At 70.6% G+C, this 12,051-nt stretch carries 15 protein-coding genes; 8 read left to right on the forward strand and 7 right to left on the reverse strand.

Annotated elements, in window-relative coordinates:
• Positions 1 to 248: 248 nt before the first annotated feature.
• The 4 genes from JYK18_RS17660 to corA form a co-directional block, all read right to left on the reverse strand.
• On the reverse strand, positions 249 to 1,088 hold the full coding sequence (locus tag JYK18_RS17660) for a chromosome partitioning protein ParB (protein WP_206803078.1): 840 nt from the start codon (positions 1,086 to 1,088) through the stop codon (positions 249 to 251).
• A complete protein-coding gene (locus JYK18_RS17665) occupies positions 1,085 to 1,747 on the reverse strand; it encodes a metallophosphoesterase (protein ID WP_206803079.1) in 663 nt (220 codons plus the stop codon). The genes JYK18_RS17660 and JYK18_RS17665 overlap by 4 nt, the downstream gene beginning before the upstream one ends.
• A gap of 24 nt (positions 1,748 to 1,771) precedes the next feature.
• Positions 1,772 to 2,167 carry a hypothetical protein gene (locus JYK18_RS17670; RefSeq protein ID WP_307795938.1) on the reverse strand — a complete coding sequence of 132 codons (396 nt, stop codon included), beginning with the start codon at positions 2,165 to 2,167 and terminating at the stop codon, positions 1,772 to 1,774.
• A 152-nt stretch (positions 2,168 to 2,319) separates the two neighbouring features.
• Positions 2,320 to 3,393, reverse strand: coding sequence for a magnesium/cobalt transporter CorA (gene corA, locus JYK18_RS17675; RefSeq protein ID WP_206803080.1), 1,074 nt, complete (start codon positions 3,391 to 3,393; stop codon positions 2,320 to 2,322).
• Positions 3,394 to 3,724: 331 nt separating this feature from the next.
• On the opposite strand from corA, the gene JYK18_RS17680 reads away from it, so the two are divergent.
• Together JYK18_RS17680 and JYK18_RS17685 are read left to right on the forward strand one after the other, a co-directional pair.
• Complete coding sequence (locus JYK18_RS17680; protein ID WP_206803081.1) at positions 3,725 to 4,228, forward strand: MaoC family dehydratase; 504 nt, start codon at positions 3,725 to 3,727, stop codon at positions 4,226 to 4,228.
• A complete protein-coding gene (locus tag JYK18_RS17685; protein ID WP_206803082.1) occupies positions 4,221 to 5,318 on the forward strand; it encodes a DUF2332 domain-containing protein in 1,098 nt (365 codons plus the stop codon). Before JYK18_RS17680 ends, JYK18_RS17685 begins: the two co-directional genes overlap by 8 nt.
• 71 nt (positions 5,319 to 5,389) lie before the next feature.
• Here JYK18_RS17685 and JYK18_RS17690 read toward each other — a convergent pair whose 3' ends face one another.
• Complete coding sequence (locus JYK18_RS17690; RefSeq protein ID WP_206803083.1) at positions 5,390 to 5,797, reverse strand: NUDIX hydrolase; 408 nt, start codon at positions 5,795 to 5,797, stop codon at positions 5,390 to 5,392.
• A gap of 324 nt (positions 5,798 to 6,121) precedes the next feature.
• On the opposite strand from JYK18_RS17690, the gene JYK18_RS17695 reads away from it, so the two are divergent.
• From JYK18_RS17695 to JYK18_RS17720, 6 genes are all read left to right on the forward strand, one after another.
• Entirely contained in the window at positions 6,122 to 6,283 is a 162-nt protein-coding gene (locus JYK18_RS17695; RefSeq protein ID WP_113696211.1) for a hypothetical protein, read from the forward strand.
• A 23-nt stretch (positions 6,284 to 6,306) separates the two neighbouring features.
• Positions 6,307 to 6,867, forward strand: a complete 561-nt coding sequence (locus tag JYK18_RS17700) for a PH domain-containing protein (RefSeq protein ID WP_206803084.1) — start codon at positions 6,307 to 6,309, stop codon at positions 6,865 to 6,867.
• Positions 6,868 to 6,896: 29 nt separating this feature from the next.
• Positions 6,897 to 7,763 (forward strand): PHP domain-containing protein, encoded by an 867-nt coding sequence (locus JYK18_RS17705; RefSeq protein WP_206803085.1) that lies wholly within the window; start codon positions 6,897 to 6,899, stop codon positions 7,761 to 7,763.
• On the forward strand, positions 7,763 to 8,389 hold the full coding sequence (locus JYK18_RS17710) for a MarC family protein (RefSeq protein ID WP_206803086.1): 627 nt from the start codon (positions 7,763 to 7,765) through the stop codon (positions 8,387 to 8,389). Before JYK18_RS17705 ends, JYK18_RS17710 begins: the two co-directional genes overlap by 1 nt.
• A gap of 200 nt (positions 8,390 to 8,589) precedes the next feature.
• A complete protein-coding gene (locus tag JYK18_RS17715) occupies positions 8,590 to 9,465 on the forward strand; it encodes a PD-(D/E)XK nuclease family protein (protein WP_206803087.1) in 876 nt (291 codons plus the stop codon).
• 15 nt (positions 9,466 to 9,480) lie between these two features.
• Positions 9,481 to 9,840 (forward strand): hypothetical protein, encoded by a 360-nt coding sequence (locus JYK18_RS17720; RefSeq protein ID WP_242579223.1) that lies wholly within the window; start codon positions 9,481 to 9,483, stop codon positions 9,838 to 9,840.
• Here the strand turns inward: JYK18_RS17720 and JYK18_RS17725 are convergent.
• Together JYK18_RS17725 and JYK18_RS17730 are read right to left on the reverse strand one after the other, a co-directional pair.
• Positions 9,837 to 10,733 carry an alpha/beta fold hydrolase gene (locus JYK18_RS17725; RefSeq protein WP_206803088.1) on the reverse strand — a complete coding sequence of 299 codons (897 nt, stop codon included), beginning with the start codon at positions 10,731 to 10,733 and terminating at the stop codon, positions 9,837 to 9,839. The genes JYK18_RS17720 and JYK18_RS17725 overlap by 4 nt on opposite strands.
• A 9-nt stretch (positions 10,734 to 10,742) precedes the next feature.
• Positions 10,743 to 12,050, reverse strand: a complete 1,308-nt coding sequence (locus JYK18_RS17730) for a hypothetical protein (protein WP_206803089.1) — start codon at positions 12,048 to 12,050, stop codon at positions 10,743 to 10,745.
• Between the last annotated feature and the right edge of the window lies 1 nt (position 12,051).

Genomic DNA, 12,051 nt, shown 5'->3' on the forward strand with positions numbered 1-12,051 from the left:
GGCGGGAAAGATGCCTTGACCAACCGGCCTTCGCCGTGTTTTGGGCTTTGGACCGGGGATGGGGAGGGATGGGTGGGCAGGTGGTTCTGTTTTGTGTCCGGCTGCCGGTTGGTGCCGGCTGGTAGTCGGTTGGTTCCGTCTTGTGCCCGGCTGCCGGTTGGTGCCCGTCCGGTTGTCGGTTGGGCTGAGTGCTGTGAATGTGGCATTGGCTGCGAAATCCGCTGTGAAAGCCACATTCACTGCAACGGCTAGCGGCGGGTGCGTAGGGTTTCGATGACCTCGTCGTCCCAGCGGTGGGTGCGGATGAGCCGGTACCGCTCCCCGGCCACCCACATGTACGCCTCCGCTTCCGTCCGGCCGCGGATCAGGTCGGCCTGGTGCAGCATCCGCACCACCGGCTCGTACTCCTCGGCGAACCACCGCGCGGCGATCGTCGGGCGATCGAGGAAAGTTCCTTCGTCCTGCATCAGGCGGAAGCCCCACGCTTCCACGTGCTCGCCCAGCTCCGCGTAATCCCACGGATCCGTGACCAGCACCGACGCCCGCGCCTGGCCGGTCAGCGGGACCCGCTCCAGGAAGATGCGCCGGTAGTCCTTGACGATCAGGTCACCGCGGTACCGGATGCCCGCCGGGTCCAGTTTGGTCCTGACCTCCGTCACCTGCGCGTCGATCGTGCCGAGACCCATCGCGTGTGCCACCGACACCCGGTGGTGGCCGTCGATGATGAAGTGCAGTTCCCCGATCCGGTACACCTCGATCGGCGGGATGCTCTCGCCGCGCCGGGCCGCCAGTGCCAGCCGTTCCCAGCGTTCGCGCACGCGGCCCGAGGTGGGGCGGAAGCGGCGGTCGAAGTCCCGGCCGCGGTCGACACTGCCCACAATGGACGAAAGCTGGATCACCCTCGACCCGATCCGCCGCTCGCCCACCCAGCCGAGTGCGTCCACCACCTCGTGGAACGGCAGCATGATGTTGACGTCGTCGGGCTCGCGGCGGAGCCAGTTCGCCAACCGCGAGAGCACCTGCCGCCGCCGGGCGCGGAGGAAGTCGCTTTCCGCGTCGGCCCTCGGGAAACCCGTGTCACCCTTCATCGCCCCACCCCTTCGAAGGAAATGATGTGGTACCCGACCACGTTGCGCACCACGGTTTCCCCGATGCGCCGGTCGGGCGTCGGCTCGCCGTGCGGGTGGATGTGCCCGTGCAGCAACCAGCGCGGCGCGAGCTTCTCGGTGGTGCGGTGCAGGCAGTCGAAACCGTGGTGCGCCGGGTCTTCCCGGTCGCCGAGGTGTCGGGGCGGGGAGTGCGTCAGCAGGACGTCGACCCCACGGCCGTCACGACGGCGGCGCCGCGCCGCCCGGCGCACCAGCCGCCGGGCGCGGCGCGCCTGCTGCGCCTGCGTCCACTGGTTCGGACCTTCGTTGTACCGGACCGAACCACCGAGCCCGGCGATCCGCAGACCGCACACGTCGACCACCCGCCCGTCCGCGTTCACCCCACCGGCCGGGCCGGGCCAGTGCGCCGGGAAACCGTCCCGCATGGACAGACCTCCGTACCTGGTGAAGCCGGACAGCTCCGGATCGTGGTTGCCGGGCACGAAAACGCACGGCCGATCCAGCGCGTTGGCCAGGAATTCCAGGTAGTCGAACGGCAGATCACCGGCACCCAGGATGAGGTCGACGGCCAGCCCGCCGGTCGCGCCGGCCCACAGCCGCTCGTCCACCTCGTCGGCCACCACCAGCGCGCGGAGCATGCGCCCAGCCTACGACAGCGGCACTCACGGCACCGGCGGCGAGAACCCGGCGGTCCACCGCCCGTCGCTCTCCTTGACCGCCAGCGCGTAGCTGAACGGGGCGCCGTCGCCCAGTTCCGCTTCCACCACGGCGAGTTCACCCCGCAGCACCACCCGCACGTCGTGCACCCCGGCGGTGCCGAGGTCCTCGACATAGGACCGGGCGAAGCTCTCCCGGTCGGCCTGCGGGTAGTCCAGCAGGTCGGCGAGCCCGGCGGCGTCGCGGTCGTTCAGCGTGGCGGCCAGCCTGCCGCGCAACTGCTCGGCCGAATCGGCACCCGGGTCCGGTTCGGTCGCGACCAGCGTGGTGAGGTACCCGAACCACACCACGGTCAACGCCACCGCGCCGGACAGGACCAGCCGCCGCCGGGTGAACTTCACTGCGCCCCGTGGGCGAAGTCGGGGTTCTTGGCGATGATCGCGATCACCACGATCAGCCAGGACAGGGACAGGGCCAGCGCCCAGAACTTGAGGTTGGTCAGCAGCCGGACCACGATAAACCTCCTCGAGGATTCACGGGAAGAGAAGATGACTCAGAGCCAGCGGTTCTTCCGGAATATTCGGTAGAGGATCAGGCAGACGATGAGGATCAGCCCCATCACCATCGGATAGCCGAAGCGCCAGTGCAGTTCGGGCATGTAGTCGAAGTTCATCCCGTACACGCCGACGCCCATGGTGGGCACCGCGATGATCGCCGCCCACGAGGTGATCTTGCGCATGTCGGTGTTCTGCTGCAGCGTGATCTTGGCGAGGGTGGCGTCGACCAGGGTGGTGAGCAGCTCGTCGAAGTTGACCACGCGCTCGGACACCTGCGTGAGGTGGTCGTCCACGTCGCGGAAGTACGAGCGCACCTCGTCCGGCACCAGCCTGCTGTGCCCCTCGGCGAGCCGCTTGAGCGGGGTGGCCAGCGGCATCACCGCGCGGCGCATCTCCAGCACCTCGCGCTTCATGAAGTAGATCGTCTCGGCGGTCACCGACGAGCGCGGCGCGAAGACCTGCCCCTCCATCTCGTCGATGTCGTCCTCGAGGTGGTCGGTCACGTCCAGGTAGTGGTCGACCACGTGGTCGGCGATGGCGTGCAGCACCGCGGCCGGGCCGAGGTGCAGGCGCTCGGGCTCCTGATCCAGCTCGCGACGCAGGCGGGCCAGGCCGGAGTGGTTGCCGTGCCGGACGGTGACGATGAAATCCTTGCCCAGGAAGGCCATCAGCTCGCCGGTCTCGACGATTTCGTTGGCAGTGCTGGGAGATTCGTGCTCGACGTAGCGAACCGTCTTCAGCACCAAGAACAAGGTGTCGTCGTAGCGCTCCAGCTTGGGGCGCTGGTGCGCGTGGACCGCGTCCTCCACCGCCAGCTCGTGCAGGCCGAAGGTCTCCGCGACGCCCTGGATCTGCTCCTCGTCCGGCTCGTGCAGGCCGATCCAGACGAAGCCGGAACCGCGACGGCGGACCTCCTCGATCGCCTCGGAGTGCGTCCAGCGGCCGGACAGGCGCGCGCCCTCGTCGTAGACCGCGCAGTCGACCACGTACGCCGAAAGGGGGACGGGCAGCGGACGCGGACCGTCACCACGGCCGTTGCCGCGACCGCGCAGGGAGGGAAGAGAAGGCATGGCAACTCCTGGGCTGACGTCGTGCCTGGGCACAGTGCACTACGACGGACCAGAGCGGACGAACACGGACCGCTCCGGCGACTGCCAGCGTCCGAGCGGGGCTCTACCAGGGAGAACGCGAGCCGGACCGGTGCATGAGGACGCTGGTACTACTAGGGAGCGGACTATCGCCTGTACTCACTGCGTACCTCACCTCCTCCGGGCCGGGGACCTTCGCCTGACGTGTCGCTGCTCGCGTTGACGCACCGACACCGATGGTCAAGGGTACTCCTCGACATGAGTCCTTGTCGCCGCAGGTAGGTGTGGCGTTACCCGCCGAGGAGGAAGCCGCGTGCAGTTCGGGCGCTATTTCGAGGAGTTCGAGGTCGGGGCCGTGTACAAGCACTGGCCGGGCAAGACGGTCACCGAGTACGACGACCACCTCTTCTGCCTGCTGACCATGAACCACCACCCGCTGCACCTCGACGCGCACTACGCCGGGGAGACCACGGACTTCGGCAAGAACGTGGTGGTCGGCAACTACGTCTACTCGCTGCTGCTGGGCATGTCCGTGCCGGACGTCTCGGGCAAGGCGATCGCCAACCTGGAGGTCGAATCGCTCAAGCACGTGAAGCCGACCTTCCACGGTGACACCATCTACGGCGAGACCGAGGTGCTGGACAAGACGCCGTCGAAGTCCAAGGACGATCGCGGGGTGGTGTACGTGGAAACGCGCGGGTACAAGCAGGACGGCACGATCGTGTGCGTGTTCCGCCGGAAGGTGATGGTGCCGAAGCAGTCCTACGGTGAGGCGAGGGGCGGCGAGCAGCCGGGCCGCCCGGTGCCGCATGAGTGATCAGCTCGCCGAGGTCAAGCGCAGGCTGGCCGCTTTCGCGGAGCGGGAGGCGGCCGGCGTCTCGCCGTTGTACGAGCACCTGGCCGCGCACGCCGCCGAGGACGACGAGATCGCCGGGCTGCTGCTCGCCGCGCCCGCGCCGGAGGACGCGCGGGCGCCGCTGCTGTTCGCCGTGGCGCACCGGCTGGTCCAGGCCGAGCCGATCCACCCGCTGTCGCGCTACTACCCGTCGCTCGGCGGGTTCGACGGCGTGGACGCCGGGACGTGGCCGGAGTTCCGCGGTTTCCTGGTCGAACGGGCGGACAAGGCCAAGGCGCTGATCGCCTCGCGGTACACGCAGACGAACGAGGTGCGCCGGGCGGCGCTGCTGTACCCGGCGGTGGCGCTGGCGGCGAAGGCGGCCGGCGGCAAGGTCGCGCTGCTCGAAGCGGGCTGCAGCGCCGGGCTGCTGCTGGGCCTGGACACCTTCGGCTACCGGTACCAGTGCGGGGGCGACCAGCTCACCGCCGGGCCGGCCAAGGCGGCGGTCGGCCTGCACTGCGCGCTGGAGCTGGCCGACGGCGCGGTGGCGCCCAAGCTGCCGAAGAAGCTGCCGGTCGGCGCGAAGCTCGGGCTGGACCGCGCGCCGGTGGACGCGGCCGACGAGGACGAGCTGGCGTGGCTGGAGGCGTGCGTGTGGGCCGACCAGCCCGACCGCATCCGGCTGCTGCGGACCGCGGCGGCGGCCCAGCGGAAGAACCCGCCCGAACTCGTCACCGGCGATCTGGTGGACGACCTGCCCGCCGCGGTGGAGCGGCTGCCCGCCGAACTGCCGCTGGTGCTGCTGACCAGTCACGTGGTCACGTACCTGCCCGCGGCGAAGCGGGCCGCGTTCGTCGAGGCGGTGTCGGGACTGGGGCGGCCGGTGTGGTGGGTGAGCCAGGAGGCCTACGAGGTCGGCATCGAGCCGCTGCTGCCGGGCCGGGACGACCTGCGCTTCGCCGACACCGGGACCAGCACGCTGGCCCTGGTCGAATTCGGCGACGGCGCGCCGCGGGCCACGGCCCTGGCGAGAACGGCGCCGCACGGCCAGCGCATGACCTGGCTCTGACCCCGTCCCTGGCCCCGTGCCGAATGCTATGAGTGGGGCATTACTTGCATTCAACGCAAGTAATGCCCCACTCATAGCATTCGCGGGAGGGCGTTCCAGGAGCGCAGGGTGTCGGCGAGGAGCGGGACCAGGGAGCCCGAGCGGTCCAGTTCGGCGAACTCGGCGCCGGTGACCCAGCGGGCGTCCGAGGCGTCGTCCCCGGCCGTCAGGGAGCCCGCGACGGCGGTGCAGCGGTAGTCGTAGATGTCGAACGGGCCGCGCTCGACCACGCCGACCAGTTCCCCCGGCACCACGTCGAGCGCGGTTTCCTCGCGCATTTCCCGGATCAGCGCGTCACTGTCCGTTTCGTCCCGCTCGACCCGCCCGCCCGGCAGCGACCAGAGCCCGGCGCCGGGCTCGTTGGCCCGCCGGATCAGCAGGAGGCGGCCGTCCTGGTCGCACGCGATGCCGCCTACGCAGCGGATCCTCGACTGGTTCATCCGACGGATTGTCGCCGAGTCTCGGATGGGGTGAATGTGACTCTGGTTACCCGTGATGATCAACGGCTGGGCCGTTCGGGGGGTGCCGGTGCGGTGACCGAGTGCAGCCGCCGCACCAGGCCGGAACTGGGCCTTCCTGGGCGTTCCTGCCTCCGAATGATCTTCGAGCGGCCTGCTAGGTCACCTAGAGTAGCTGTCCGGTACCATCGCTCGCGGCGGCTGACCCAAGCGCGGGACATTCTTCCCGTTGAGCGGCGCAGTGCGGTACAACGTTATTGGCTACCTTGGCGGACAGGGTCGGACACAGAGACGGGATTGATCGTCATGAACGCGAAGAAGCTCCTGACGTTCGCTGGTATCGCGTTGGTGCTGTTCTTCGTGATCGCCCAGCCGCAAGGCGCGGCGGGTCTCGTCACGAACATCATCACCTTCCTGCGCGAATCGGCCGAATCGGTGATCACCTTCGTCAGCAACGTGTTCAGCTGACCGACAGGGGTTAGCCTGAGCTGATGTTCGCTCCCCGCGACCCAGACGAGTACCTCCTCGACACCGAACGCCGGGTCATCCGCATCCGGCGGCACTGGGCGACGCTCCTGTGGGACAGCTTCGAGGCGGCGGCGCTGCTGGCCATCTGCGTGCTGGTCTCCTACGTGCTGCCGCCGTCGATGTGGCTGGTCAACAACATCCTCTGGTACGCGGCGCTGCTGGTCATCCTGCGCTTCGCCTACCTGGTGATGGAGTGGTGGGTCGAGCGGCTGGTGGTCACCGACAAGCGGTTCGTGATGACCACCGGGGTGTTCACCACCAAGGTGCTGATGATGCCGATCAGCAAGGTCACCGACCTCACCTACCAGCGCACGGCCTGGGGCCGGATGCTCGGCTACGGCACCATGGTGGTCGAGTCGGCCGGGCAGATCCAGGCGCTGAACAAGATCGACTACCTCCCGAAGCCGGAGGAGTTCTACGACACCATCTCCGAGCTGGTCTTCGGCGACAAGCAGAAGCAGGCCGAGCGGTTCTCGATGATCAAGGCCCAGCGCGCCGCGCGCGGCAAGCGCATGGTGGGCTGATTGCGGTGTGACCGGCGACATCGTCCAGAATGGACGCTGTGCGCATAGATCTGCACACCCACTCCACGGTCTCCGACGGGACGGACAGTCCCGCCGGGTTGATGGCCGCTGCCGCCGCCGCGGGGCTGAACGTGATCGCGCTGACCGATCACGACACCACCGCGGGCTGGCAGCCCGCCATCGAGGCGCTGCCGCGCGGGCTCACCCTGGTGCCGGGTGCCGAAATGTCCTGCGTGTCCGGTCCGCCGGGTGCGCGGATCGGCGTGCACCTGCTGGGCTACCTGTTCGACCCGGAGGCCGAGGTGCTGGTCGCCGAGCAGCGCAGGCTGCGTCAGCAGCGGCGCACCCGGGTGCGCACGATGGCCGAGCGGATGGCCGCGGACGGCCTGCCGGTGGACCCGGACGAGGTGCTCGGCCTGCTGCCCGACGACTCGCCCGCCGGGCGGCCGCATCTCGCGCAGGCGCTGGTCCGCGCGGGTACGGTGTCCACTGTGGACGAAGCTTTCGCGCGGTACCTGGCCAGCGGGCGCGGGTACTACGTGCCGGGCGCGGACACCCTGGTGGAGACCGCGCTGGAGATGATCGCCGCGGCCGGCGGGGTGACCGTGCTGGCGCACCCGTTCGCGCACACCCGCGGGCCGACGCTGAGCGAGGAGGCCATCGCGAAGCTGGCCGCGCTCGGGCTGACCGGCATCGAGGTGGACCACCCGAACCACGAGCCGGTCGACCGCGACCGCCTGCGGACCCTGGCCGCCGACCTGGACCTGGTGGCCACCGGGTCCAGCGACTACCACGGCACGAACAAGACGATCGCGCTCGGCGCCGAGACCACCGCGCCCGAGGCGCTGGAGGAGCTGGTCGGCCGGGCCACCGGCTCGCACCTGGTGACCGGCTGATGGCCGTCTCGGACTACTTCGACGCGACCCTGTTCATGGAGGCCACGATCACCCTCGTGGTGATCATGGACCCGCCGGGCACGGTGCCGGTGTTCCTCAGCCTGACCGGCCGGAAGTCGCCCGCGGTGCGCGCCCGCGCGGCCCGGCAGGCGGTGCTGGTCTCGCTGCTGGTGATCTCGCTGTTCGCCATCGCCGGGCAGGCGATCCTGGCCTACCTGCACATCGGCATCCCGGCGCTGCAGGGCGCGGGCGGGCTGCTCCTGCTGCTCATCGCGCTGGACCTGCTGACCGGCAAGGGCAGCACCGATCCCGAGGTGGCCGACGACGTCAACGTGGCGCTGGTGCCGCTGGGCACGCCGCTGCTGGCCGGGCCCGGTGCGATCGCCGCGACCATCGTGTTCGTGCGGCAGGCCGACGGCAGGGTCGGCGCGTACGTGGCGCTGGCGCTGGCCATCGTGACCGTGCACTTCGTGCTGTGGATGTGCATGCGGTACTCGGGCGTGGTGATCAAGCTGATCCGCGAGTCGGGCATCACCCTGCTGGCCAAGGTGGCCGGCCTGCTGCTGGCCGCGATCGCGGTCGAACTGGTGGCGGATTCGGTGAAGGGCTTCATCACCGGCGGCTAGGTGCTGTCCGGCAAGTCTGCTTGATGGGCTTCGTGATCCAGGTGGTTCCTGGCGGTGCGGCGGATTCGGCCTCGTACTGGCCGTACTCGGCCGAAGCCGCCGTGCCGTCAGGGGCCGCCTGGGCGCGAAGACCGCGAGCGTGACTTGCCGGACGGCGGCTAGTTCCGGAACTGTCGGTGGTGGTGCGTACGCTGGGTGTCGTGTCGCAGATCGGGTTCGACTTCGGGGACCAGCAGCCGCGGCGGCTGACCAGGGTGACCCCGGCCAAGCTGGCCACCTTCGACGACTGCGCGCGCCGGTACCGGCTGACCTACCTCGACCGGCCGACCCCGCAGCGCACCGGCGCCTGGGCGCACAGCACGCTCGGCGCGGTGGTGCACAACGCGCTCAAGGCGTTGTTCGACCTCCCGGTGGACCGCCGCAGCCCGCAGCGGGCCGCCGCGCTGGTCGCCGAGCACTGGAAGGACGCCGGTTTCGTCGACGAGGTGCAGGCGGCGAAGTACCGCCGCCGGGCGCAGGAGTGGGTCAGCGAGTACGTCGAGCGCAACGACGTCGCCTTCGACCCGGTGGGCCTGGAGCGCTGGGTGTCCGCGCCGACCGGGGGCGGGCCCGGCGGGCCGACCATCATCGTCGAGGGCCGCGCGGACCGGATCGACGATCGCGGTGGTGAGCTGGTGATCGTCGACTACAAGACCGGCCGCCGCCAGCCCGACGAGTACGAGGCGCGCAGTGCGCAGGCGCTGGCGATGTACGCCGTGGCGGCCACGCGCACGCTGCGCATGCCGTGCACCAAGGTCGAGCTGCACCACGTGCCCACCGGCACGGTCGCCGCCGCCGAGCACACGCCGGAGAGCCTGAAGCGCCACGTCACCCGCGCGGAGGAGACCGCCGCCGATCTGCAGAAGGCGACGGATACCCTGGCCGAAGGCGGTGACGGGCAGGAGCTCTTCCCCGCCAGGACCGGGCGCCACTGCTCCTGGTGCGATTTCCGGCCCAGCTGCGCCGAGGGCCAGCAGGCGATGCCGGAGATGCGGTCGTGGGACCTGCTGGCGCCGCTCGAAGCCGACGACGAATAGCGAGAGTTGCCCGACGTGCACCACGCAGACATCGCGAACGCGCGGACCGACGAGTTCGAGGTGCCCGACGCCACCGAGCCCCACGCGGTGCCCACCGGCCCCCGGCCGCGGCGCTGGTGGCGGGGGCTGACCGGCGCCTTCGCGGCGGGCATGGCGATGCTCGCGCTGGCGGAGGTGGTCATCCAGGTCTACGCGTTGTTCGTCGACTCACCGGGGCCGGGGCTGCCGTCGCTGCTCGGCCACTTCGCCGCCGCGGCGGCGGTGGTGGTGGCGCAGCGCCTGGCCGACCGCCTGATCGGCCCCCGCGCGGCGGCCTGTGGGGTGGCGGTCGTCGTGCTGACGTTCGGGACGCTGTGGTTCTTCTGGTGGGCTTAGCTGGTCCAGCTGCGCCAAGCTGGTAGGAGGACGGCGAGCAGGCCGTCCGGGTTTTCGGTGTTCGGGGAGTGTGCTGCGCCCGGGACCAGGGCGAACGGCACGTCCAGCCGTTCGGCCATGTCGCGCTGGGACGGGATGCTCCACGCGTCGTCGTTCTCGCCGGCTACCACCAGGCCCGGGATGTTGTTGTCCCGCAAGGACTTCGCCAGCTCGTCCACCCGGTCCGGCTCGGTCCGCAGCACGTCGGCCATACCGAGCAGGCCCGGCGCGCTGGAGCTGACGAACCGCTTCCGCAGGAACGCCTTGACCTCCTCGGGCACCAGCGCCCACGCCGGAAACCGCGCGCTGACCTCTTCGCGGACGGCGTACGCGGCGGCCAGGCCGTCCTGCCGCAGCAGCGGTTCGCCGAGCGCGAGCGCGGTCCGCCTGCCACCTTCCGGCAGCTGCCCGGGACCGCTGTCCATCAGGGTCAGCCCGGCGATCCGCGCCCCGGCCAGCACCGCGCCGCGGGCGACCAGGCCGCCGAACGAATGCCCCAGCAGCACCACCGGCCGCGGCCCGAGCCCGGCCACCAGCTCCGCGACCACCTCACCCAGCTTCGCCGGGGTGTAGGCGGCTTCCTCGGCCGCCCCCGGCGATTCGTACTGGCCGGGCAGATCGACCGCGATCGCCTGGAACCCCGCGTCGGCCAGCTGGTCGAGCAACGGGGCGAAGTCCTCCTTGGAACCGGTGTACCCCGGCACCAGCAACGCCGTCGCCTCGGCGGGCGCGGTGGTGCGCAACGCCGCGATCGGCCCGTGCGGGCCGTCGAACTCGGTGCGTTCCGCGCGGTGCGGCCACAGCTGCGACGGCCGCGGCGGCGTGCCCTCGGCCAGGCCGGGATGAGTGCCCATGCGTTTCCCCTAGCGCAGGGCGGCGAGCGTGTCGCCGCGTTGTTCCAGCAGGACCGGGCCGAGCGCGGCGAGGCGCACCGGACCGGTGTAGCCGTGCCGGTCCACGCCGATGGTGCGCAGCGTGCGGCCGGTGGACTCGTCGACCACCGCCAGCCCACCCGGTACCGGCACCACCAGCTGCCCGGCGAACCCGACGGCCGGCCCCAGCGTACCCGTCAGCGTCCACTGTGGACTGAGATTGTCCCTGGCCAGCGCCACCGTCTTCGAACCGGTGAACCAGTAGAAACCGCCGGTGCCCTTGGTCACCGGCTGGACCTGGCCCTGCGGCGCGGTCAGGTCGGCCGGCGGCAGGTCGAGCGGGTAGGCGGTGCGCTGGTTGCCGTCCTGGTCGTAGATGACCAGCAGGTTCTGCTCGGGCAGCGCCACCGCGGTGGAGTCACCGGAGATCGCCACCAGCCGGACCGAGCGCCCGGCGGTGACCGAGCTGTAGGAGACCTCGGGCTGGTCGCTCTCCTTGGGGGTGGCCTTCATCAGGGTCAGCCGGTCGGCCGGGTCCTCCGCGCACTGCTCGATCACGCCGACCTTGCCCGAACCGGCGGCCACCGAGGAGTAGGTGCAGCCGGTACGCGGCTGCTTGTTCGGGTTCGTCAGCACCGGGACCTGGCCGTACTCCTGGCTGCGCACCAGGTCGTCGCGCCAGGTGTTGAGCAGCTTGGTGCCGGTGGTGGTCACGTGCGAACCGTCGTCGACCAGCTGCGTGCCCAGCTCGCTGTCCCCGTTGCGCAGTGCCGTGCGCTTGCCGGTGCCGGGGTCGAGCTGCGTGACCTCGCTGCAGTTGAGGTCCTTGTGGTAGACCGCCACCGCCTTCGACCAGGCACCGGCGACCGTGCAGAGCGGCAGGTCGCGGGCGTAGCGCCAGCGCACCTCACCGGTCATCGGGTCGCGGCCGGCCACCTCGCCGCCGTTGCCGGTGACCGCCGTGGTGCCCTCGGCCACCGGGACCGGCGTGGCCGGGCTCGGTGCTTGCCACACCTCGGTGAGCGTGCCGGGCACCTCGGTGGGTGCTTCCGGCAGCGTCGGCGCGGCGGCCGCGGTCTCCGAAACGGTGGCGCGGCTGTCGCTGTTCAACCACACCACCCCGGCCGCGACCAGCACCGCGACCACGATCCCGGCGGCGATCGCCTTGTCGCGGCCGCGGTTCCACGGCGACTTGCGTGCTCTGACCGGCCGCTCGGCCGGAGCGGCCGCCTCCTCGTTCTCAGCGGAGGCGGCCAGCACGTTCTCGGGGGCTACCGATTCGGGGTGGGGCTCAGGCACG

The sequence above is a fragment of the Amycolatopsis sp. 195334CR genome (genome assembly GCF_017309385.1).
In the GTDB taxonomy this organism is placed as follows: domain Bacteria; phylum Actinomycetota; class Actinomycetes; order Mycobacteriales; family Pseudonocardiaceae; genus Amycolatopsis.

Coding starts and splice junctions, on each gene's coding strand:
- JYK18_RS17660 (WP_206803078.1), bottom strand. CDS start 1,088: ATGAAGGGTGACACGGGTTTCCCGAGGGCCGACGCGGAAAGCGACTTC.
- JYK18_RS17665 (WP_206803079.1), bottom strand. CDS start 1,747: ATGCTCCGCGCGCTGGTGGTGGCCGACGAGGTGGACGAGCGGCTGTGG.
- corA (WP_206803080.1), bottom strand. CDS start 3,393: ATGCCTTCTCTTCCCTCCCTGCGCGGTCGCGGCAACGGCCGTGGTGAC.
- JYK18_RS17685 (WP_206803082.1), top strand. CDS start 4,221: ATGAGTGATCAGCTCGCCGAGGTCAAGCGCAGGCTGGCCGCTTTCGCG.
- JYK18_RS17690 (WP_206803083.1), bottom strand. CDS start 5,797: ATGAACCAGTCGAGGATCCGCTGCGTAGGCGGCATCGCGTGCGACCAG.
- JYK18_RS17695 (WP_113696211.1), top strand. CDS start 6,122: ATGAACGCGAAGAAGCTCCTGACGTTCGCTGGTATCGCGTTGGTGCTG.
- JYK18_RS17700 (WP_206803084.1), top strand. CDS start 6,307: ATGTTCGCTCCCCGCGACCCAGACGAGTACCTCCTCGACACCGAACGC.
- JYK18_RS17705 (WP_206803085.1), top strand. CDS start 6,897: ATGGACGCTGTGCGCATAGATCTGCACACCCACTCCACGGTCTCCGAC.
- JYK18_RS17710 (WP_206803086.1), top strand. CDS start 7,763: ATGGCCGTCTCGGACTACTTCGACGCGACCCTGTTCATGGAGGCCACG.
- JYK18_RS17725 (WP_206803088.1), bottom strand. CDS start 10,733: ATGGGCACTCATCCCGGCCTGGCCGAGGGCACGCCGCCGCGGCCGTCG.